At 42.2% G+C, this 22,344-nt stretch carries 23 protein-coding genes, 2 tRNA genes and 1 other annotated feature; of the genes, 18 read left to right on the forward strand and 7 right to left on the reverse strand.

The genetic code is table 11. The features are described from left to right. Positions 1–15 precede the first annotated feature (15 nt). A tRNA-Thr gene (locus AACS98_RS22825) sits at positions 16–87 on the forward strand. 47 nt (positions 88–134) lie between these two features. On the opposite strand, the gene AACS98_RS22830 is transcribed toward AACS98_RS22825, so the two are convergent. Further along, entirely contained in the window at positions 135–677 is a 543-nt protein-coding gene (locus AACS98_RS22830; RefSeq protein ID WP_066384488.1) for a phycobiliprotein lyase, read from the reverse strand. A gap of 532 nt (positions 678–1,209) precedes the next feature. Here AACS98_RS22830 and AACS98_RS22835 point away from each other — a divergent pair. Both AACS98_RS22835 and AACS98_RS22840 read left to right on the forward strand, forming a co-directional pair. Next, a complete protein-coding gene (locus AACS98_RS22835) occupies positions 1,210–2,646 on the forward strand; it encodes an efflux RND transporter periplasmic adaptor subunit (protein WP_066384491.1) in 1,437 nt (478 codons plus the stop codon). 34 nt (positions 2,647–2,680) lie between these two features. Continuing rightward, positions 2,681–5,914: an efflux RND transporter permease subunit gene (locus AACS98_RS22840; RefSeq protein ID WP_066384494.1), complete on the forward strand. Its 3,234-nt coding sequence runs from the start codon at positions 2,681–2,683 to the stop codon at positions 5,912–5,914. A gap of 104 nt (positions 5,915–6,018) precedes the next feature. Here the strand turns inward: AACS98_RS22840 and AACS98_RS22845 are convergent, their stop codons facing one another. After that, positions 6,019–6,963 carry a glycosyltransferase family 2 protein gene (locus AACS98_RS22845; RefSeq protein ID WP_066384496.1) on the reverse strand — a complete coding sequence of 315 codons (945 nt, stop codon included), beginning with the start codon at positions 6,961–6,963 and terminating at the stop codon, positions 6,019–6,021. Positions 6,964–7,174: 211 nt separating this feature from the next. Here AACS98_RS22845 and rplS point away from each other — a divergent pair, with 211 nt between their 5' ends. The 8 genes from rplS to rplL all read left to right on the forward strand — a co-directional run bounded on the left by rplS (position 7,175) and on the right by rplL (position 11,394). Beyond that, positions 7,175–7,537, forward strand: a complete 363-nt coding sequence (rplS, locus tag AACS98_RS22850) for a 50S ribosomal protein L19 (RefSeq protein WP_066384498.1) — start codon at positions 7,175–7,177, stop codon at positions 7,535–7,537. A 141-nt stretch (positions 7,538–7,678) separates the two neighbouring features. Next, positions 7,679–7,751, forward strand: a tRNA-Trp gene (locus tag AACS98_RS22855). 194 nt (positions 7,752–7,945) lie between these two features. Then, positions 7,946–8,167 carry a preprotein translocase subunit SecE gene (secE, locus tag AACS98_RS22860; RefSeq protein WP_066384500.1) on the forward strand — a complete coding sequence of 74 codons (222 nt, stop codon included), beginning with the start codon at positions 7,946–7,948 and terminating at the stop codon, positions 8,165–8,167. After that, a complete protein-coding gene (gene nusG / locus AACS98_RS22865) occupies positions 8,167–8,799 on the forward strand; it encodes a transcription termination/antitermination protein NusG (protein ID WP_066384503.1) in 633 nt (210 codons plus the stop codon). The genes secE and nusG overlap by 1 nt, the downstream gene beginning before the upstream one ends. A 6-nt stretch (positions 8,800–8,805) precedes the next feature. Continuing rightward, positions 8,806–9,231, forward strand: coding sequence for a 50S ribosomal protein L11 (gene rplK, locus AACS98_RS22870; RefSeq protein WP_066384506.1), 426 nt, complete (start codon positions 8,806–8,808; stop codon positions 9,229–9,231). Between the two features lie 98 nt (positions 9,232–9,329). Further along, on the forward strand, positions 9,330–10,046 hold the full coding sequence (rplA, locus tag AACS98_RS22875; protein WP_066384509.1) for a 50S ribosomal protein L1: 717 nt from the start codon (positions 9,330–9,332) through the stop codon (positions 10,044–10,046). A gap of 97 nt (positions 10,047–10,143) precedes the next feature. Continuing rightward, positions 10,144–10,309 (forward strand) — a sequence feature (ribosomal protein L10 leader region). A 59-nt stretch (positions 10,310–10,368) separates the two neighbouring features. Then, positions 10,369–10,917 (forward strand): 50S ribosomal protein L10, encoded by a 549-nt coding sequence (gene rplJ, locus AACS98_RS22880; protein WP_066384511.1) that lies wholly within the window; start codon positions 10,369–10,371, stop codon positions 10,915–10,917. Between the two features lie 78 nt (positions 10,918–10,995). Next, positions 10,996–11,394: a 50S ribosomal protein L7/L12 gene (gene rplL / locus AACS98_RS22885; protein ID WP_066384512.1), complete on the forward strand. Its 399-nt coding sequence runs from the start codon at positions 10,996–10,998 to the stop codon at positions 11,392–11,394. A 378-nt stretch (positions 11,395–11,772) separates the two neighbouring features. Here rplL and AACS98_RS22890 read toward each other — a convergent pair whose 3' ends face one another. From AACS98_RS22890 to xth, 3 genes are all read right to left on the reverse strand, one after another. Further along, on the reverse strand, positions 11,773–13,269 hold the full coding sequence (locus AACS98_RS22890) for an HlyD family efflux transporter periplasmic adaptor subunit (protein ID WP_066384522.1): 1,497 nt from the start codon (positions 13,267–13,269) through the stop codon (positions 11,773–11,775). A gap of 216 nt (positions 13,270–13,485) precedes the next feature. Then, positions 13,486–14,361, reverse strand: a complete 876-nt coding sequence (locus tag AACS98_RS22895; protein WP_066384524.1) for an SDR family oxidoreductase — start codon at positions 14,359–14,361, stop codon at positions 13,486–13,488. A gap of 96 nt (positions 14,362–14,457) precedes the next feature. Then, positions 14,458–15,243: an exodeoxyribonuclease III gene (xth, locus tag AACS98_RS22900; protein ID WP_066384526.1), complete on the reverse strand. Its 786-nt coding sequence runs from the start codon at positions 15,241–15,243 to the stop codon at positions 14,458–14,460. A gap of 458 nt (positions 15,244–15,701) precedes the next feature. Here xth and AACS98_RS22905 point away from each other — a divergent pair, with 458 nt between their 5' ends. The 7 genes from AACS98_RS22905 to AACS98_RS22935 all read left to right on the forward strand — a co-directional run bounded on the left by AACS98_RS22905 (position 15,702) and on the right by AACS98_RS22935 (position 20,658). After that, the gene (locus tag AACS98_RS22905; RefSeq protein ID WP_066384529.1) at positions 15,702–16,769 is read left to right on the forward strand and encodes a glycosyltransferase family 4 protein; all 1,068 of its coding nucleotides are present in this window, start codon (positions 15,702–15,704) and stop codon (positions 16,767–16,769) included. 53 nt (positions 16,770–16,822) lie between these two features. Next, a complete protein-coding gene (locus tag AACS98_RS22910) occupies positions 16,823–17,008 on the forward strand; it encodes a hypothetical protein (RefSeq protein WP_082803675.1) in 186 nt (61 codons plus the stop codon). Positions 17,009–17,209: 201 nt separating this feature from the next. Next, the gene (locus AACS98_RS22915; RefSeq protein WP_066384663.1) at positions 17,210–18,232 is read left to right on the forward strand and encodes a zinc-dependent alcohol dehydrogenase; all 1,023 of its coding nucleotides are present in this window, start codon (positions 17,210–17,212) and stop codon (positions 18,230–18,232) included. Positions 18,233–18,324: 92 nt separating this feature from the next. Continuing rightward, positions 18,325–18,720, forward strand: a complete 396-nt coding sequence (locus AACS98_RS22920; protein ID WP_066384531.1) for a heavy metal-responsive transcriptional regulator — start codon at positions 18,325–18,327, stop codon at positions 18,718–18,720. Between the two features lie 2 nt (positions 18,721–18,722). Beyond that, positions 18,723–18,956, forward strand: coding sequence for a thioredoxin family protein (locus tag AACS98_RS22925; RefSeq protein WP_066384533.1), 234 nt, complete (start codon positions 18,723–18,725; stop codon positions 18,954–18,956). A gap of 28 nt (positions 18,957–18,984) precedes the next feature. Continuing rightward, entirely contained in the window at positions 18,985–19,980 is a 996-nt protein-coding gene (locus tag AACS98_RS22930; protein ID WP_066384535.1) for a permease, read from the forward strand. A 66-nt stretch (positions 19,981–20,046) separates the two neighbouring features. Continuing rightward, positions 20,047–20,658 (forward strand): hypothetical protein, encoded by a 612-nt coding sequence (locus tag AACS98_RS22935; protein WP_066384538.1) that lies wholly within the window; start codon positions 20,047–20,049, stop codon positions 20,656–20,658. A 128-nt stretch (positions 20,659–20,786) separates the two neighbouring features. On the opposite strand, the gene AACS98_RS22940 is transcribed toward AACS98_RS22935, so the two are convergent. Both AACS98_RS22940 and AACS98_RS22945 read right to left on the reverse strand, forming a co-directional pair. Further along, entirely contained in the window at positions 20,787–21,146 is a 360-nt protein-coding gene (locus AACS98_RS22940; protein WP_066384541.1) for a Dethiobiotin synthetase, read from the reverse strand. A 60-nt stretch (positions 21,147–21,206) separates the two neighbouring features. Continuing rightward, positions 21,207–22,319 (reverse strand): RNA-guided endonuclease InsQ/TnpB family protein, encoded by a 1,113-nt coding sequence (locus AACS98_RS22945; RefSeq protein ID WP_255362925.1) that lies wholly within the window; start codon positions 22,317–22,319, stop codon positions 21,207–21,209. Between the last annotated feature and the right edge of the window lie 25 nt (positions 22,320–22,344).

The following is a 22,344-nucleotide window of genomic DNA, read 5'->3' on the forward strand; positions in this document are numbered from 1 at the left end:
TCTTTTATCGTGTGCGCCGATGTGGCTCAGTGGTAGAGCAGCTGATTCGTAATCAGCAGGCCACGGGTTCAAATCCCGTCATCGGCTTGGAAAGTTTCTCAAGATAACGGGACTACCTGGTTAGGAGTGAAACACTAACTCCCTAATCTTTTTTCTAAATATTGACCAATCATCAACTGTTCCCCAGCACGAGAAATAATTGTTTGTCTGGTGCGGTATTTATTGCCAATTAGCTTTAACTCTTCCTCAAACACGGAATTGTTATATTCAGTTCGCAGAGATAGGGTGTTGGGATTGGTAAAAGCATATTTGGCTGTGACTGGTTTGGATGTGGCAAAACCGCGATCGCGATACAATATACTGCCTAACGCCCCAAACAGTGTCGTACCTTGCGACTCTTGACGATTTTTTAGCACATCTGTACTACACCAATTCACCTCAGCACCACAAATGAACCTCACCGACTCAGGTAAATCATGTATCTGAGCCAACTTTTGTAATTCATCACATCCTTGATCTAAAAATCGGATAGTGATGATACTCTCCATCTCTTTAGTTTCTCCGGCTGGGAGAGTATAGTAACGCCTTTCCGAACGCCACTGACCCACTGATTGTTGAAAAAATTCGATGATTTGGGATTCATCTGTAGTGTGTGCAACTTTTAGGGGTGATGTCACTCGTAATTTTCCTCACCTACAGGGCATAAAATTGGCATTGTGCATATAATACATTGTGCCGAAAGACAATTATACTTTACCATTTTTAATAAATTTGTTAAACACCGACAGTTGACAGTAACTTAGCTGGTGTTTTTGTTACTATAATTGTATGTATTCTTAACAAAACTAAATATGATGATTTACGACTGTTTGTTGTACCAATAAGCAGATAAATTCACTCTCAATCGGTTTTTATCTGGGTTTTATACCAGACTTTTTGTAAAAATAAATACAAAAATTGTGATTACAGAGAATGTCAAAGATGATTCTGTTTCTGTGTCCCCAGAGTAGCAGTAAAAATGACTTTGACATTATTTGATAAACGTAGTAAGGTTTGACACAAAAAGTCTTTACCAAAACTTTTTATATTCTTTATCTTTCTCATCTGGCAATACTTACGGAATTGCTGAGATTAAAAAAGCTATTATGCCCAAAAAGAGATTATTAAAAGGAAATAGATGATTTTAAACAAAAAAAACGCAAAAAAGCAATGAAAAATCCAAATTACACAATTTCAAGCCAGTTCTTAAAAAAACAGTTAAGTTTATGTGTAAAAATTAATACTTTAAAAGATAGATTTTTTTCTTACCCAAGGTGGAAATCTATCTCATTGATAGTTTGTCTATTGAGTATGGGAATCCTCACAACCAGTTGCGGCTCTCTACCCAGAGAATCGGCGACAGCGCAATCTCAGCAACGCAGTAGAGGAGAGCGTGGCGGAACGACACCTGTAGATGTAGCGATCGCCCGCCTAGATAAGTTACAAACACTACCAGAATACACAGGCACAACCACACCATACCGTACCGTCTCAGTGCGATCGCAGGTAGAAGGCAGACTATTATCTTTAAACCTAGATGTCGGCGACACAGTTAAAAAAGGGCAAACCGTCGGACAACAAGATGATATCCTGCTATTAACCAACTTGAAGCAAGCCGAAGCCGAACTAGCAGCATTACAATCAGAAGTAGCTAGAGCTACAAATCAAGTCAGTAATACCCGCACAGAAGTAGAACGGGCGCGGTTAGAACTAGCACAAGCGCAATCAGACGCTCAACGCCAACAAAAACTCTTAAAAGAAGGTGCGATCGCCCAACAAGCAGCCGAACAAGCCAACACCCAAGCCAAAACAGCAGCCCAAGCCCTCAAAGCAGCAATAGAACAAGTCCGCACCGCACAGCAAGCCGTCGCCGCCGCTCAAGGTAGAGTATTAGCTCAAAAAGCAGTAGTAGCCCAAGCAAAAGAGCGCAGATCCTACACACGCCTCACATCTCCCATCACAGGCGTAGTTACCGAAAAACTCACCGAGCCAGGTAATCTCCTACAAGCAGGTGGCGAAGCCTTAAAAATCGCCGACTTTAGCCGTGTGAAAGTTGTCGTCCAAGTTTCCGAACTAGAATTAGCTCAAATACAGGTAGGACAATCTGTACAAGTACGCTTAGATGCTTACCCCCAGGAAAAATTAATTGGTAGAATCACCCGCATTTCCCCAACTGCTGATGCAACGGCTCGTTTAATCCCAGTAGAAATAGTCATACCCAACATTAATAACAACATTGGTAGCGGACTGTTAGCTAGAGTTAATTTTGAAACCGAAACACCACAGCGAGTAGTGGTGTCACAAACAGCCATACAACAGCCAACCAAATCCCCAGAGGCTTCTGCCATCACCACCACAGCAGCCACAGAACCCCAAAACGGCAAAATCTACGTCGTCACAGACTCAGCAGGTAAAACAAAAGTCACAGCCCGCCCTGTCACCCTCGGTAAAAAAGCTGATGGCAAAGTAGAAATTTTATCCGGCTTACAACCAGGAGAACGCTATGTAGTTCGTAGTGGTAAGCCATTAAAAGATGGGGAAAATGTCCGCCTTTCTATACTTTCAGAAACACCAGAGGATAATTCTAATTTCAAAAGACCAGAGTAAAAAATAATTTTTGAATGTTGAATTAACGACACTCATGCAGCAAATAAATCAAAGCGGTGGATTTAGTATCAGTGCTATCTCTATTCGCCGCCATATCGGTACACTCATGCTTACCCTAGCAGTCATAGTGCTAGGCGTATTTTTCATTATTAAACTACCCGTAGATTTGCTACCCTCAATTACCTATCCCCGCATTGGGCTAAGAATGGAAGCACCCGGTATTTCTCCAGAGGTAGCAATTGATGAAATCACAAAACCTCTGGAAGAAGCTTTGTCTGCCACTGAAGGCGTGATCCAAGTGTTTTCCCAAACCCGTGAAGGACGAGTCAGTATAGATTTGTACTTCCAACCAGGAGGAAATATTGACCAAGCCTTAAATGATGCTACAGCAGCCTTTAATAGAGCCAGAAGTGCCTTACCAGATACCATAGAATCACCACGCTTATTTAAAATCGACCCTTCCCAACTACCAGTCTATGAAATGGCTTTAACCTCACCCTCCTTAACAGGGGTGGATTTGCGCGTGTTTGCCGAAGAAGAACTAGAACGGGAATTAGGAGTTGTTCCCGGAGTGGCTGCGGTGAGTGTGTCGGGAGGTTTGCAAGAAGAAATTCGAGTTAATCTGGACTTAGATCGGTTGCAAGCTTTGGGTATCGGTTTAACCGATGTCCTAGATGAATTGAGAAACCGTAACCAAGACATTTCCGGTGGTAGGATCTTAGGAGTGAATTCTGAACCACTGACTCGGACTGTAGGACGGTTTAAAAATGCGGATGAAATTAGAAACTTATCCTTTGAAGTTGCCTCTGGTTCTAATTCATCAGTTCCCAGTCGCCGCGTCTATTTAAGAGACTTCGCCGAAGTCATCGACGGTTCAGAACAACAAAGAATTTATGTGTCACTGAATGGACAACCAGCAGTTAAAGTCAGTATTCAAAAACAGCCAGAGGCGAATACTGTCAATGTTGTCGATGCGGTGAAATTACGGTTAGAACAATTGCGAGAAGGTGGTGTGATTCCTGAAGGGACAATTATCACACCTACCTTAGACGAATCTAAATTTATCCGTAATTCTATCTCTAATGTGACAACTTCCGGGTTGATTGGTACAGGGTTAGCGGCGATCGCCGTCCTATTATTTCTCGGTTCTCTACGCCAAACCTTAATTATCGTCCTTGCTATCCCCTTAGCCACCTTAACAGCAATCATCTTAATGGGTTTATTTGGCTTATCCCTCAACGTTTTTAGCTTGGGTGGTTTAGCCTTGGGCGTGGGTATTGTCGTAGACAACTCCATCGTCATGTTAGAAAATATTGCCGAGGGCGTAGAAAATTCCAAATCCAAAATACAAAATTCAAAATACTCATCCTTCAACCGGTTAATTATTCAACAAGCAGAACAAAGCAGCCGAGAAGTAGAATCAGCCTTAATCGCCTCTACAAGCACGAACCTAGTAGCAGTATTGCCGTTTTTGCTGATTGGGGGCTTGATTGCTTTATTATTCAACGAATTAATTCTGACAATTAGCTTTTCCGTCGCTGCATCCATATTAATAGCAGTTACCGTAGTACCGATGCTGTGTTCACGGATGTTAGCATGGCAATTTTCTAGTTATTTGAGCAAATTTTGGTTATTGCGCCAGTTTAACCGCAGCTTTCTAGCCGCTACCGGGATGTATGCTGGCTTTTTGAGGATGATATTACGCTGGCGAATTGTAGTAATTGCGATCGCCATTATCCTCTTTGGTGGCAGTAGTTTATGGATGGTTCCACAAATACCTCAAGAAATTCTCCCCCGAATTAGTACAGGGCAAGCCAACCTATTCGCCCAATTTCCCCCAGGTACACCCTTAGAAACTAACCGCAAAGTCATGAATGCGGTAGACGAAATCCTCCAGCAACAACCAGAAACAGAATATGTCTTCTCTACCTCTGGCGGTATATTGTTTGGAACAAATACCAGTGCAAATCCCCTACGTGGTACGAGTAACATTACCCTCAAACCCGGTACAGATATCGATGCTTACATCGAACGAGTCACCCAAGCATTTAACAAATTAAATTTAGCAGGAATTCGTCTCCGCCTAGCCCCTGGACAAGTCCGAGGTTTAATAGTTAATAACTCCCCAGTTCGCAATGCTGACGTTGACGTTATTCTTCAGGGGAACAACTCAGAAGCTTTAGAACAAGCTAGTCGTCAAGTTCTCACCGCCTTAGAAGAACGTGTCACCCTCGCCAGATTCCGCCCTGATGCAGATGACAGACAACCAGAAATCCAAATTCTTCCCGACTGGGAACGAGTAGCAGCCTTGGGATTATCTACCCAAGATATCGGCAATACAATTCAAACAGCAATTGAGGGAAGCGTACCCACCCAACTACAACGCGGTAATCGTTTAGTAGATGTCAGAGTACAATTAAATGAATCTTCAGTACAAACACCTTCACAATTAGAAAGATTACCTTTATTTGTCGATGATCATCGCCAAGTGCGTTTAAGCGATGTTGCCCAAATAGTCGAAAGTCAAGCCCCAGGTGAAATACAGCGCATCAACCAACGCCAAGTAGCCATTTTTGCAGGTAACTTAACAGAGGGTGCTAGCCTGAGTGCAGCCTTAGCACAGGTAAACACCGTTATCAAAAGCTTAGAATTACCAGAAGGTGTGAGTATCTTACCCAGTTCAGCCGCCGCATCCAATCAACAACTACAAGGTTCATTGCAACTGTTAGGCGGGTTAGCCACCTTTCTAGTATTTGTAGTCATGGCAGTGCAGTACAATTCACTCATCGACCCGTTAGTAATTATGTTTACCATACCTCTAGCATTAGCTGGCGGTATTTTCGGACTTTATATCACTGAGACTGCCATTGGTGCAACTGTCGTAGTCGGTGCTGTATTACTCGTGGGGATTGTGGTTAACAACGCTATCATCATGGTGGAATTAGCCAACCAAATCCGGGAACGGGAAAAAATTGACCGCAAAACCGCTATTTTGCAAGCTGCACCTCAACGCTTACGTCCAGTTTTAATGACTACCATCACCACAGTTTTAGGGATGTTTCCCTTAGCATTGGGAATTGGTGAAGGCTCAGAATTTCTCCAACCCTTGGGTATAGTGGTATTTTCCGGTTTATCCTTAGCCACACTACTGACCCTGTTTATTATCCCCTGCTTTTACACCTTACTTCACGATGTACTCGGTGGAAGTTGGATAAAAACTGTGTTAATTTGGCTGCGTTTATGGAAGAAAAAGTTAAATAAAGCCTAATCTTAGTAATGAATGCTGAGTGTACTGCCAAACTAGACATCTGGTGAAAAATCATCTAGAGACGTAGCAGTGCTACGTCTTTTGTTTAATCAAAACATTATTGATTAAGTCTCAAGTAAAATACATTTATCAATCCGAGAATTGTACATATTTGAACGCCGAGAATAAATCACATTCCAGAAAAACTTCCAAGTAGAAACATTCAGAATTGATTGATCTAGCATTTGTGAAAAGCTTTGTAAATCTCGTTTTTTTAACGCCACTAAAGTCCAATGCAGTCTCAGGTAATTTTTAATTTCTTGCAAAGATGGTAAGTAAGATAGATGCTTTTCATTGATGAAATTGTAAATTTTTTCTTTCATCAAGATATTGGTATTGAGACGCTGGGTAAAAGAAAATTTCTGATTATAAGCACCAGTCCAAATTGTCCGATAAGCAAGGCATTGATTGATAAAAATACCATGCCCAAACTGAGCAATGCGAATCCACGAGTCAATATCATCACAGTTGGTGTCTAGTTGAGAATCCCAACCACCAGACTGTAAAAAAGCATCTCGGCGGCAAGCAACCTGAGCAGGTGTACCAAATGGTACTAATTCCATAAGCATACCATAGTGAATATCTGCTTGGGGGATATAAAAAGCTAAACCAGGCCCAAAGCGAGGAGTGCGACTCAATTCCACTTCTGTCTGATCGACTTGAGCCGCAATGCAAGAACAAATGACAGCATCAGGACACAGTGCGATCGCCTTGGTCATTTGTTCAATACAATTAACATCTAAATAATCATCATCATCTAAAAACTTAATCCAATCACCGCTAGCTTTCTGCACCCCAGCATTAACCGTAGCTGCATGACCTTGATTGACTTGATTGCGATGATAAACCACCACATCACCTAAACTCTTAACATAAATTTCTGTTTCGTCAGATGAGCAGTCATCAGCCACCACTACCTCGCAAGGAATCGTCTGTTTCAGTGCCGAATCAATAGCACGGCGTAACAAGTCTAAGCGGTTATAAGTAGAGATAACAATACTAAATTTCATAGATTTGCAGAAAAAAACCATATTTTGGCAATATAGCTTTCAACCGTAGGTAATCGTATCAGTAATATCATCAGTTTTGTGGGACTACTGACCTATAGCCAAGACAAATTGCTGCAAAAAAAAATTCTGCCATCCTGCACCGCAACCAGTGGACTGAAAGATGAGTTTCGATTTATGATGGATGATCGTGAGTTTTTTAAGCAGACTAGCTATGAACGCGCAAGAAATTATTCGCTCCATTGAAGCGGAACAACTAAAATCTAACCTGCCCCAAATCTATGTGGGTGACACCGTGAAAGTCGGCGTAAAAATCAAAGAAGGCGATAAATACCGTGTACAGCCCTACGAGGGAGTGGTAATTGCCATGCGTAACGGCGGTATTAACGAAACTATTACAGTTCGTCGTGTCTTCCAAGGCGTTGGCGTTGAACGGGTATTCTTATTACATTCCCCCCGCATTGAAAGTATTAAAGTCGTGCGTCGTGGTAAAGTCAGACGCGCTAAACTCTACTATCTGCGTGGTCGCGTTGGTAAGGCTACCCGGATTAAGCAACGCTTTGACCGTGCTTTGTAGGTGGTTCAGAGTAGGGAAAAATCCTAGTCAGCAGGCGGCATCCGCCGCTAGTTTGCAAAAAAAAAAATTTGTGATACAATAGCATTTGTGCGTTAAACTAAAAAAAGTTTCAGCACAACAAACAAACCCAACCCAGCTTGTGCGCTCTTAGTTCAGTTGGTAGAACGCAGGTCTCCAAAACCTGATGTCGGGGGTTCAAGTCCTCCAGGGCGCGCTCGAAAGTAAAAACACAGCCCGAATCAGTAGTACGTCTGCTAAGATAGCAGATAATGCTATTGATTTCGGGTCTAGTTGTTTAATACTTGCAGCTTTTTGGTTTCCAGTTCATTTGATGGAGTTAAAGCTGTCAACCTGGATGAAAACTAGCAGAGTATAGCTGTATTGAAAAAGATGGGGGGATAAACGACCATGGCCAAAAAAAATGAGGCAGAAATCGCGGAAAACTCTAGTGGGTTTAACTTTCTCAACTTTTTTCAAGGAACCAGAGAAGAACTAGAGAAAGTGGTTTGGCCTAGTCGCAAGCAACTGGTAAGCGAATCAGCCGCCGTGTTGCTAATGGTGACACTCTCCGCTTCTTTAATCTATTTGGTTGATGGATTGTTTTCTTGGGTAGCAAAACAGGTATTCTGATGACTTTTGCAACAGACGAACCAATGGACTCGGCGTTGCAGTCAGAGGAAACAGCAATAAAAGCCTCTAAAGAAGCACGCTGGTATGCAGTACAAGTAGCCTCCGGCTGTGAAAAGCGAGTTAAAACAAATTTAGAACAGCGCATCCAAACCTTTGATGTCGCTGACAAAATTATTCAGGTAGAAATTCCCCATACACCAGCAGTGAAAATCCGTAAGGATGGAAGCCGCCAGCACACAGAGGAAAAAGTTTTTCCTGGCTATGTGCTAGTAAGGATGATGATGGATGATGATACCTGGCAGGTGGTAAGGAATACATCCCATGTGATTAACTTTGTGGGAGCAGAACAAAAACGTGGCAGCGCGAAAGGTCGCGGACACGTTAAACCAGTACCCCTGAGCCACTCAGAAGTAGAACGGATATTCAAACAAACCACCGAACAAGAGCCAGTAGTCAAAATAGACATGGCAACTGGTGATAAGATAGTCGTGCTTTCTGGCCCATTTAAGGATTTTGAAGGCGAGGTGATTGAAGTTAGCCCAGAACGGAGTAAACTAAAAGCCTTGCTCTCAATTTTCGGGCGAGACACACCAGTAGAACTGGAATTTAATCAGGTAGAAAAACAGAGCTAAATATCAATGGCAAAGAAAGTAGTAGCGGTCATTAAACTGGCCCTGAATGCTGGAAAAGCCAACCCAGCACCCCCAGTTGGCCCTGCACTGGGTCAACATGGTGTTAACATCATGATGTTCTGCAAAGAGTACAACGCCAAAACAGCAGACCAAGCTGGGATGGTGATTCCTGTAGAAATTTCGGTGTATGAAGACCGGAGTTTTACATTTGTACTCAAAACCCCACCAGCATCAGTATTGATTCGCAAAGCCGCAAAAGTTGAAAAAGGTTCTAACGAACCCAACAAAAAGAAAGTCGGTTCCATTACTAAGGCGCAATTAAGAGAAATTGCCCAAACTAAACTACCTGATCTCAACGCCAACGACATAGAAGCGGCGATGAACATTGTGGCAGGAACCGCTAAAAACATGGGCGTAACCATTACTGATTAGTCGAGAGTGTGAGTCAAAAGCTCAACTCTCAAGACTATTGATAACTAAAAATATGCGGGGGAGAAGTTTAGCTTCGCCATCAACCCCAGGAGAAAAAAATGACAAAAAAAGTATCACGCCGCTTGCGAGAATTGCAAGCCAAAGTAGAAGATAGAGAATACGCGCCTCTAGATGCTTTAAGCTTGTTGAAAGAGACAGCAACAGCAAAATTTTCTGAAGCTGCGGAAGCTCATATCCGTTTAGGTATTGACCCAAAATATACAGACCAACAACTGCGTACTACAGTAGTTCTACCTAAAGGCACAGGGCAAACAATACGAGTAGCTGTAATTGCCCGTGGTGAAAAAGTTACAGAAGCCTCAAATGCTGGTGCTGACGTAGTTGGTTCTGAAGAACTGATTGACGAAATCCAAAAAGGCAGAATGGATTTTGACAAGTTGATTGCTACACCTGATGTGATGCCACAGGTAGCAAAACTTGGTAAAATGTTAGGCCCCCGTGGTTTAATGCCATCACCAAAAGGTGGAACAGTCACCTTTGACATTGCCAGTGCGATCGCCGAATTTAAAGCAGGTAAATTAGAATTCCGGGCTGACCGTACAGGCATCGTTCATGTTATGTTTGGTAAGGCATCCTTCTCGCCAGAAGATTTATTGGTAAACCTGAAGGCGTTGCAAGAGACAATTGATCGTAACCGTCCTTCAGGTGCTAAAGGCCGTTATTGGCGTTCAATTTATGTGTCTGCCACAATGGGGCCATCCATTAGAGTCGATGTTGCTGCTCTGAGAGATTTTAAACTGACTGAAGCTGCTTAATTAGGGACTGGTGATTGGGGACTGGGGACTGGGAATTAGGAAAAAGAAGAAAATAATTACCTCTTTGCCTCATACAAATGCCCGATGCCCAATACCCAAAATTAAATAAGCAAAGCCGGAGACAGCAGGTGCTAATAGCTTAATATCCTGCCGAGGTAAAAACTCTATTGCCGAAAGTAGCACGTAAAATCGTGTGTCATTACGGCAGCCAGAGTCTTGATACTCAACCCCGGCTCAGATAGCTGGGGTTTATTGTTATCCGGTAGTCAGAAGAAATTATCTCCAGAGGAATCGACAATTGTTTTGAGGAGGTGAAACCGATATGGGTAGAACACTAGAAAACAAAAAAGAAATAGTCGCAGAACTCAAAGAAACTTTGAGCGAGTCAAGTTTAGCACTCGTAATTGAGTACCAAGGTTTGACAGTTTCCGAAATTACCGACTTACGGCGGCGGTTGCGTCCGAGTGGTGCTGTCTGCAAAGTGACTAAAAACACTTTGATGGGTATTGCCATTCAAGACGATGAAAAATGGCAACCAATGTCTGAGTTGCTCAAAGGTTCTTCTGCCTTTTTGTTAGTTAAAGAAGATTTCTCTTCTGCAATTAAGGCTTATCAAGATTTCCAAAAAGCCACCAAGAAGACAGAACTTCGTGGCGGCGTAATGGAAGGCCGCTTGCTGAAAGAACCGGATGTCAAAGCTTTAGGAGATTTGCCATCCAAAGAGCAACTTATGGCTCAAATTGCTGGAGCTATCAACGCTTTGGCGACAAAAGTGGCCGTTGGTATCAACGAAGTTCCCAGTGGTTTGGCGCGTGCTTTGCAAGCTGTCGCTGATAAAGAAAATAGTGGCGGTGAAAGTGCCAGCGAGTAATAGGTAACAGGTTTTTTCAAACTAATTGCCAATTACTAATTATCAAATACCAAATCAACAAATTCAGGAGTAAGATAAATGTCTGCTGCAACCGATCAAATTTTAGAACAATTGAAATCCTTAACTCTGTTAGAAGCTGCTGAGTTAGTTAAGCAAATTGAAGAAGCTTTTGGCGTAAGTGCTGCTGCACCTGCTGGTGGAATGATGATGATGGCTGCTCCTGGTGCTGGTGCTGGTGCGCCTGCTGAAGCAGCAGAAGAAAAAACCGAGTTTGATGTAGTTCTGGAAGCTGTACCAGCTGATAAGAAGATTGCTGTACTGAAGATTGTACGCGAAATCACTGGTTTGGGTCTAAAAGAAGCTAAAGACTTGGTAGAAGCTGCTCCTAAGCCTATCAAGGAAGGTATTGCTAAGGAAGCTGCTGAGGACGCTAAGAAGCGGATTGAAGAAGCTGGTGGTAAAGTCACCATTAAGTAATTCAGGCAGAAGGTAGGAGGAGAAATATATTTATATATCTTTCTTCTCTGCCATCCCATGCTTCAGTTTTTTACTTATTAAAAAAGAGCCTCATAAGGCTCTTTTTTAATGAGGTTTGTAGTGAGGACTTTAGTCCTCTCTTTTAATTCGTACATAAGGGCGGGCTTTCCTGCCCAATCCACAAGAGTTAGGATATTAAATATGTACTGCATTAACTGACAAAGTGCTGTATCTACAGTTAAGAATAAAGGGCATCTTTATCAAGGAATGGGATAAGGTGGGCAATAGTAAAAATTCGCTTCAGCCCTGATTTTTATTTTGGGTAAATTGCCCACCCTATGGTTATTAAAAAGGACTAAAGTCCTGACTAAGAAATGGTTATCTGACAGAGAATGCTTCGCTGAATCTGCGAGTTACAGGTTCAACGATGAAAGTCAAAATTGATTTCTTACGAGTTACTATTTCACCAGTTGCCACCATTCCTGGCGTAAATTCTACTTCTTGACCTCGCACAGTCAAGGCGTGTTTATTTAATTTAATTCTGGTGGGAAATACTAAGCCTAAATCTTTATCGACAACTGCATTGGGGCTGACTTGCACAACTTCGCCTTCAATTGTGCCGAATTCTTGGAAGGGAAAAGTTGCCATTTTTACTTTTGCTTTCATCCCTTTTTGGATAAAACCAATATCACGGTTGAGGACTTTTACTTCTAATAGTATTTCTTCCCCTTCCGGTAAAATTGACAGTAATTCTTCTCCTGCTTGTACTGGCCCTTTTGTTGCTTTAATTTTATAGATAGTTCCGGCTACGGGAGCTTTGATAGTTTCTCCTTCTTTTTGTTTTCTGGCTTGTTCTAATTGTCCAGTGACATTTGTGAGTTCTTCTCGACGCTTGTTAATTTGGGTTAAAATTTCGCTTTGGCGTTCTGATGCTATACGTTGAGCTTGATTCCAAGCTGCTTGATAGGCTGCTTGAGCTTGGCGAATTTCTTCACTTTGTGCAGCTATATCTTTTTGTAGGGATGTAACTCTGTCTTTGGCTTCTGTTAACCGATTTTGAGCATTTGTTACTTCGTCTTTAGCTCTGGTAATTTCTGTTTGGGTGCGAGTTAATCTTTCTTGTGCTTCTAGGTAATCTACTCTAGGGACTGCACCGGGAGTAATCAGGGTGCGGAGATTTTCTTCTCGACTTTGAGCGATCGCTAAATTGCTTTCAACTTGATCACGGATGCTTTCTGCATTCACAAGATTAGTTTGAGCATTAGCTACACTTTTTTCCGCACTAGCTAAATTATCTTGTAACCGCGTCAGTCGCACTTTTGCCTGATCTATGAGTGCTTTTTGACGATTTGCTTCGGCTTCTGCGGCTGCTTGACGGGCTTGGTAGTCTCGCAAACGCGATTTTAATAGTTCATCCTGTATTGCAATACCAGTGTTATTACCACCGATGCGTTCTGCTTGTAAACGTTGTAAATCTTCTTGAATTAATTTATTCGCTTTGGCTAGGCGTGTAACATCAGTTTGTTTGAGATCGGAATCACGCTGAATCAGGACTTGATCTTTAGTGACGCGATCGCCTTCTTGGACTTTAATTGCTACAATCGATCCATTACCCAAGGATGTGACTGGTCTAACTTGGGTAGACGCGATTAATTCTCCTTGTGCAACCGCTACCTCATCGATTTCCGAAAAATGCGCCCAGGCGATCGCACCAAATACTACTAAACTAATCGTTCCTGCTAATAATCTAGTATACAGTGCAGGTAATTCTTTAACTGCCTTACCTAATTCATAAGATAATTGGTCTTCTGGTCTAGCAAATTGCTGTTTTGTTTGCCGTGCTTGAGCAGCGTTAGCTGATAGGGAATATTTCATCATGAGGTACTGGGGATTGGGTATCAATCAATTCAAAATTCAAAATTCAAAATTCAAAATTAAAGAATGGTTGGGCATAGGGCATTAGGCGGAAGAGGACGGGAAGACACGGTGAGTTCAATTCCCCGTGTCTCCGTGTCCCCGTGTCCCCGTGTCCCCGTGTCAGCGAAGCTTCCCTGCCCCCCTGCTTCTTCCTTCCAGTCCCTAACTTCTACTTCAAACTGCTAAATAGCGTCTTAAAAAACTTTCTAGGGTTTCTAATTCTAAATTGAAAGTTTGCTCTAAAAGAGCTATTTCCTCTTTTCTACAGAAAAATTCTTCAGACAGTAACGTTCTAAAAGTTCCCAACGCTTTTTGTGTTTCAGGATTAATTATTCCCAACACACTCCGCAACCCATCAACCGCTAATAAAGGTAAGTTAATCACTATTGGTTCTTGATTAAAGATACGGCTGAAAATTTGGGGAATATCCTCACGCAACAAAATCTCTGGCCCTCCAACTGAGAAGATTTGGTTACAAGCACCTGCAACCGTCACTGAATCTACAGCTATTCTGGCTAAATCATCTGTACTCACAATAGAGGTGCGATTTTTAGGATCACCAATCAAGAAATATAACCCTGTTTCTCTGAATCTTTCTGCCAAAGGCAGCAAATTAGATGCTAATCCAGCCGGACGTAAAATAGTGTAATTTATGCCACTAGCAGCTAAATAACGTTCTACAGCTCGTTTAGCTTTGAATACGGGAGCGTCTTCATACCCTCGGTCAGCACCTAGTACGGAAATGAAAACAAAATGCTGCACTCCCATAGCTTTAGCTTGATTAATCAGTTCAATATTAGCACGGTAGTCTAAAGCCAGGGCATCATTATCAGAACCGTGCGCGCTGATTATATATTGCACACCCTGACAAGCTTGGGCGATATCTTTGTCATACTTTAAATCACCGATGAAGATGTCTGCACCTCGGTGTTCTAATTCGCCATAACGAGAAGTAAGGCGGACAAATGCGCGCACAGACTCCTCCCGTTGGCGTAAGAGTCGCACAACTCGCCGACCAATGTCTCCCGTTGCTCCAGTTACTAAAAACATAATGATTGGGGATTGGGGATTGGGGATTGGGGACTGGGGAAGTTTTTTCTTCCCTACTTTCTCTCAGTACCCCATATCTAATTTAAAATCTCCAGTTTAAAATTCCACAATCACTGGTGTATGGTCGCTGGGTTGGGGTAACTTTCTAGGAGAGATATCAATAGTGCAGCTTTTAGCTTGTGCGTATAAAACAGGTGTGAGATAGTGATGATCAATCCGCCAACCGAGATTGCGGCGAAAAGCGGCGGTGCGGTAGTCCCACCAGCTAAAGTGTCCGCCTTCGCTAGTAAATTTACGGAAAGCATCGGCAAAACCTAATTCTAGAACATCTCGTAAAGCTTGACGCTCGGCTTCAGATGCCATGATGTGATTTTCTAGATTTTTAACTTGTTCATGAATATCTTTGTCTTCTAGGGCGATATTAAAGTCACCACACATACAGATAGCAGCTTGCGATCGCAATAGTGTTTGCAAATACTGCCGCAGCACTGTCAACCAGCGTAGCTTATATTCATATTTCTCACTACCGACGGCTGAACCATTGGGAACATACAGGTTCACAATCCGAATTCCATCGAATATACCCGTAATTACTCGTTTTTGTTCATTCCAGAGCGGATCAATATCTGGCAGAATCGCTGCAAAGCCGCTACTCACATCCTCAAGGGGTTTGAGGCTAATTAAGGCTACTCCGTTATAAGCTTTCTGCCCTGAAAAATAAACATGATAACCTAAGTCTTCTATAGGCGATCGCGGAAAATTAGCATCTATAACTTTGGTTTCTTGCAAACACAGAACATCAACAGGATTTTGCCTTAACCAATCAATCACCTGTTCTAAACGAGTCCGAATCGAGTTGACATTCCAAGTGGCTACTTTCATTAGTGGCTTGATAGTTCGTAAATGAATAATGGATTTTTTGCGGTTTTTTTTACGATTGTTTAATATTTACCAGTTTTCTTGGTTTTTTACCATTTTCTCGAAATCGGCACTATAAAAAATTGATCCCTTACAGATTTTTAGTATTCTAAACTACAAAATCTATATTTTTGTCAGATATGCTACAAAATATATAACTTAATTATGTTTCCCCAGGCAGATGTAGCTAGAAAAGGTTAGCTTTATCCTAGAAAGAGTGGGACAGTGACTAGAGTAACGGTTTCTCATATATCTTTGATATCCGTAATTTGTTTACGGTACTTTTAACCGAGATGGCGTTTTTAGATGTTAGTTAGGTTAATTTAGATTTCAAAACAGTAAGTAATAATTTTTCTCCTCATACAATGAAGACGGAAATCTGAATTGTGAGGAGAATTTGATCGGCTGAACCAAAACAATTTATGAAAATCGCTCAAGTAGCCCCCTTATGGGAACGAGTTCCACCTCCTACTTATGGAGGTATTGAATTGGTAGTGAGTCACTTGACTGATGAGTTAGTGCGTCGCGGTCATGAAGTAACATTATTTGCTTCTGGTGATTCTCAAACATTGGCTCGTTTAGCAGCAGTTTACCCGCGTGCATTACGTTTAGAACAAACCGTCCAAGAGTATGCTGTATACGAGATGCTAGAACTTAGCCAAGTTTACCAACAAGCGACGGAATTCGATATTATCCATTCTCATGTAGGGATTTCGGCATTACCTTTAGCGAGTTTGGTATCCACTCCCACAGTGCATACACTGCACAGTAGTTTTACCAAAGATAACCGTAAAGTATATAGTCACCACCAACAACAACCATACATTAGTATTAGTAACGCCCAGCGTCAAATTAACCTCAACTATATTAGAACCGTTTATAACGGGATTGAGCCAGCAGATTATCCGTTCATCGCCGAACCGAAAGCACCGCCCTATTTGGCGTTCCTCGGTCGCTTTTCACCAGAGAAAGGCCCACAATATGCCATAGCGATCGCTAAACAAAGTGGTTGGCGGTTGAAAATGGCAGGAAAAGTTGATGTAGGAGATTTAAAGTTTTTTGAACAAGAGATTGCCCCCCATATAGATGGTCAGCAAATAGAATATTTAGGTGAAATTAACCATACTCAAAAAGCTGAACTTCTGGGCAACGCTGCCATTACTCTTTTCCCAATAAATTGGCAAGAACCTTTTGGGTTAGTAATGATTGAATCAATGGCAACAGGTACACCTGTGATTGCGATGAATCGCGGTTCTGTGCCAGAGGTAATAGAACAGGGCAGAACGGGTTTTATCTGCCAAAGTTATGAGGAAATGCAAGCAATGATTCCGGCGGCTTTGGAATTAAATCGTCAAAGCTGTAGAGAATATGTAGAAACCAAATTTAGTGTTACGAAAATGGTTAATGAATATGAGGCGGTTTATGCAGAAATTCTCAAAAGCCGCATCAAATTAAATGGTTACATCCATGCAGCGACAATTAGATTTTAACAAGCAAGTTTTTCTCACACTTTTGTGTAAAATTTTTTAAGGAGGACATTGGTATGAGTATGCGAACCAACAATTGTCCATGTTGTGGCGGTTCTCTCCTGCGCCATGTCCGCCACGGCGAACTATATTGGTTCTGTCTGTCTTGCCGACAAGAAGTCCCACTATTAACTGTGAATCGTTTAGCGAATGTCGATACTCGCCATTCTGGTGTAGTTTCTCAGTCTGCTGTCAAGTCATAAATTAGGTCATATTTTACACCATTCTTAATCAGCGTCAGCCGATGCACTGCTTGAGATTTGCTGAATATTTCTTTGTGCAAGTTAGTGGCAATGCCCACCCTACAAAAAATCTGATCACGTAACTCTGGCAAGATATGTGTGATCAGAAAACTAGCTCTACCTGATACAATCAGGTGGAGCGAATTTTATAGGTTTAAGGCTGTGCTAGCAGCATTGTTATATGGTCAGGAAGATTTACGCTTAGAACAAGTTGCTGACCCCTCTCCAGAGGTGGGGGAAGTGGTGATTAAAGTAATAGCAGCGACAACTTGTGGAACAGATTTAAAGGTCTGGCGGCGTGGTGGTCATGCAAAGATGCTGAAACCGCCGACTTTGTTCGGTCATGAAGCCGCAGGTGAAATTATTGCAGTCGGTGCAGGTGTGACGGGTTGGCAAGTAGGCGATCGCATCGTGGCGAATAATTCTGCCCCCTGCATGAAATGCTTCTTTTGTCAACACCAAGAATATTCTCTTTGTCCGCATTTAACCTGGAATAACGGCACATTTGCCGAATATTTAAAAATTCCTGCGCCTATCGTTGAGCATAATATGTTGCGCGTGCCGGAAGAATTGCCCTTAGAATTGGCAGCAATGACAGAACCCTTGGCTTGTGTATTACATGGGGTAGCCCGTTCTCATGTCAAACCCAGAGATAAAGTAGTTGTTTTGGGAGATGGCGCGATAGGATTGATGTTTGTGGCAACTTTGGCGGAGACTGCGGAAGTCTTGCTATGGGGAGGTAACAACCATAGACTAGAAATTGGTGAAAAACTGGGTGCAGCTAAGACCTTTAATTATCATCAAATTTCCGATATTCCGGGAGTGGTGAAAGAACTTACCCAAGGTTGGGGCGCAGATGTGGTGATAGAAGCGACGGGTGTACCTAGTGTTTGGGAAACTGCGATCGCTTGCGCTCGTCCTGGTGCTACCGTTAACTTATTCGGTGGTTGTCCACGAGATACAACCATCACCGTCAACACAGAACAATTACATTACAGCGAACTCACCTTAAAAGGCGTATTTCACAATACACCGGAATATGTCAGGGCTGCACTTGCATTGATAGCTAGCCGCAAAATCCCATTTGAATTATTGATTAGTGAACAACGACCTTTAAAAGAATTAGAACAAGTTTTTCATGACATGAAAGCGCGGAAAGTCATTAAGGTAGCGATGACACCTTAAGAATCCGCATTACAAAACTTTAGCATTTTATCCTTGACCTTATACCAAAGTATAAGGTTTAGGATAAACACACTCGGATCGAGGGAGTGAAGATGCTACAAGTTGGTGAAATCTCCCGCCAATTAGGACTAAATCCCCAAACTATTTACTTTTATGAACGGATTGGGCTGATTCCTCCACCGCAGAGGAGTGAATCAGGTTATCGTCTGTTCAGTCAGCAAGATGTCAATCGCCTAGCGTTTATTAGTCGGGCGAAAGGATTGGGATTGAGTTTGGAGGACATTAAAAAAATATTAGTCCTCAAGGATGGGCGATCGCTTACCTGCAAAGCTATGTATGACAGACTTAACCAAAAATTGCAGGAAATCGACGAGCAAATTCAACAACTCCAGAAATTGCGTGATGAACTTTTACCGCTAGTTGAACGCTGCGGCGAGAAATTGACACACCCCGATCCTAGTTATGAGTGTGTTGTCTTAGAGGATTGATTATGCTCAAAGTTGAGATTTTGGGAAAAGGTTGTCAGAAATGTCATCAACTAGAAGCGAATACAAGGGAAGCGATCGCTACTCTAGGAATTGATGCTGAACTCACCCATATTACCGACCCGATTGCAATAGCGCAACGGGGTATCATGACAACTCCCGCCTTAGCTATTAATGGCAAAGTCGTCAGTAAAGGTCAAGTTTTACCACCCACTCAAATCCAAACACTGTTGCAATGAACACTAATGACAGTGGGAGGATATTTTCATGTTTGACCCATTTTATCCCTTTGACTGGCTAGCAACCCAAATTGTGACGCGACTCTTGGGACTATCAATAGAATCTCATTTGGGAGCGAGTTGGCATTTCTTCTTGTATGATGTTCCCAAAGTATTAACCTTATTGCTAACGATTAGCTTTGTAGTGGGTACGCTGCAAAGCTTCCTCCAACCGGAACGAGTGCGTTTTTGGCTAGGTGGCAAACGTACCTTAATCGGTAATATCATGGCGGCAACAGTAGGAATTTTCACCCCCTTTTGTTCCTGTTCAGCTGTACCGTTATTTATCGGATTTTTAGAAGCTGGCGTACCTTTAGGGGTAACATTTTCTTACCTGATTTCCGCCCCGATGGTGAATGAAGTAGCTGTAGTCTTACTCTGGGGCTTGTTTGGGCTAAAAGTGACATTGCTATATATTGGCTTTGGCGTAGGGCTAGCGATCGCCGCAGGTTATAGTATAAGTCTGCTGAAACTAGAAAAATGGGTAGAACCCTTTGTCTGGAAACTGCAACAAACCAGACGAGAACAACCGCAGCATCAAGAAGAATTTGAGCCAATTAGATTCACCTGGCGGGATAGATGCCAACAAGGACAGTTTCAAGCCAGCGAAATTTTTAAATCCGTTTGGATATATGTCATAGTTGGGATAGCTGTAGGTGCTGGTATTCACGGCTACGTTCCCACAGAAATGATCAACCGTTGGGCTGGTGCAGAAAATCCTGTTGCTGTTCCCATTGCGGTGATTTTAGGCGTTCCTCTCTATGCGAATATTGCCGGAGTTCTGCCCATTACTGAAGCCTTAGTTAACAAAGGAATGCCACTAGGAACAGTGCTATCATTTACAATGGCAGTGACAGCTTTATCATTTCCTGAGATAGTGATACTCAGAAAAGTATTAAAACCCCAACTGCTGATAGTGTTTATTACACTGGTGACTGTGGGTATTATCAGCATCGGGTATTTGTTCAACTCAATTTTAATTTGACATATCTTTCAGTAAAACGGGAATCCTAACCATAAAGAAATTTCTTGGTAAGTCCCCTATAGAAAAATGCTCAAAACAACTCGGCTCAACTGTTTGATTTATGCTTGTTCTCTAGCTTCTGCGCTAGGCTTAGGAATGCTGTTTAATACCAAAGCCAACGCCTTACCAGGACAAACTACAGAAGAAGTAGCTACTTGGATTCAAGCCCATCCCACCCTACGCCCTCGCCGTGGAGAAAAATTCTTTATTCAAAAGAGTGACACAGCCGCCCAAAGATTCACCTTTCAAGCTTCCGTATTACCTCCTGGTAGAGTACAATTCACCAGAGACAGAAGTAAAATTCGCTACGAGCGTCTAGCGATGTATGATGCCATTAACGGCATGACATTACAACGCCTACAAGAATCATTGCGGATAATTTACGGCTTAGATATTTACCAAGACTTTAGAAACGCACAAGTCATATACGAATATCCCAACCAAAGCGCAATTAATGCCGCCAGAATGGCTAAAACCCCAATTAGAGAAGCCTTAAAAGGAGAATTGCGAGTAGGCGATCGCTACGCCTATTGGGTAGAAATAGCCAAACCACGCGACAGTAAAGCCTTTGCAGGACAAATGACAGTATTCCTCAAAACCGACCTAGACAAACTAGAAGCAGAACTACGAAATCGTTAGTTTAAAACATGACGATTTTAATCAACCTTGTAAACACCACATCCCCGACCTTCCCAAACAGCCGGGGACTTACTCCTAAAAAAACTCCGCGTACCTCCGCGCACCTCTGCGTTAAAACTCCTCACTCCCTATAAACTCCCAGCAGGAGGAGTTTGCCAAACACCAGAAAAAATACTTTCAACAGCAAAAGCAATCCTCAGCAAATCTTCCTTAAGTAAAGGCGGCCAGTCCACACCAGCCCGCCGCCCCGCCACAAATAACTGTTGACTTTTGACACTTAATTCATAAAGAGCAAAAGCCAACTCTCTATCGAGACTAGGGGATGGTTTCAAAGCTTCAAAAACAACTTTTAAAGCCAATAAAATCGACGTAATTTGACCCGGAACAGGTGGTTTTCCTTGCTGCATCCGCATCAACAAAGCATCAGGGTTTTCCTCAATTGCTATTGTTTGCCCTACTAGGAGTTTGCGAGCGGTTTCGTAATTCATTTATACAGCGCGGGGTAGGTTTTTACACAACATACGCAGTTGGTTATGCGCTAGACTTTCCTATCTGGTATGTAAGTCTAGGTTGACATACTCACGCCCGGTAGAACGGGGCGTGATTCTTGACAGTTCACAGTAACTTGCTACCGAAGTAGTCTGAGAGTCACTCCCTGTCCGTTTAAGGTCGTGCCGTTCGCGTAGCGTGCCGAAGGCATGCCCCATGCCGACCATTTCTATATTTCTAGATGCGTTTTCATCCCTTTCCTGCTCAGTACCGCAACTTAAACAGAGTATTGAGCGAACTCTAAGGTCAATTTTACCCCAACGAAAACCACAGCATGAACATACTTGACTTGTTGGTTGCCATCTATCTATTACTCGAAAATCACGATTAAACTTTTCTGATTTAGCTTCACAAAGGTTTCTAAACTCTCGCCATCCCTGCAAACTAATTACCCTAGATAGTCTACGGTTTTTAACCATTCCTGATACATTCAAGTCTTCCAAGACAATTACTTGGTTATCGCTAACTATTTTGGTTGACAACTTGTGCAAAAAATCTTTTCTAGTATCAGTAATTTGGTTATGTAGTTTAGCAATTTTAACGCGAGTATTATTTCTCCTTTTTGAATCTTTTTGTTGCCTTGCTAATTTCCTCTGTAGCTTACGAATTTTACGGTCAGATTTTGAGTAGTCTGGACTTAAAGATTTTTCTCCATTACTCATGACTGCAAATATTTTTAGACCCAAATCAATACCTATGCTTTGGTTTTTAACAACAGTATTATTAGGTTCGACTTCTACAACAAAGCTAAGAAAATAGCGGTTAGCACAATCTTTAATAACCGTGACTGAACTAGGCTCAGATGGCCACTCTCTTGACCAAATTGGTTTTATTATCCCAATTTTAGCCAAATAAACTTCTCCAGTTTTTACAGAAAAACCTGCTTTGGTAAACTCTGCTGATTGTGAGTTGGTTTTCTTCTTAAATCTAGGAACACCAACCTTTTTACCCTTTCTCTTGCCCTTAAGGGAATTGAAAAAGTTTTTGTAAGCTACATCTAAGTGTCTAAGAGACTGTTGTAGTGGCACTGAAGAAACATCAGATAGCCACTTTCTTTCGTCAGTCTTTTTAGATTGGGTAAGCATTGCTGAGAGTTTGTTGTACCCTGGCAATTTTTCAGATTGCTTACAGATAGCT

The sequence above is a fragment of the Anabaena sp. CA = ATCC 33047 genome, from assembly GCF_963870205.1.
Classification (GTDB): domain Bacteria; phylum Cyanobacteriota; class Cyanobacteriia; order Cyanobacteriales; family Nostocaceae; genus Trichormus.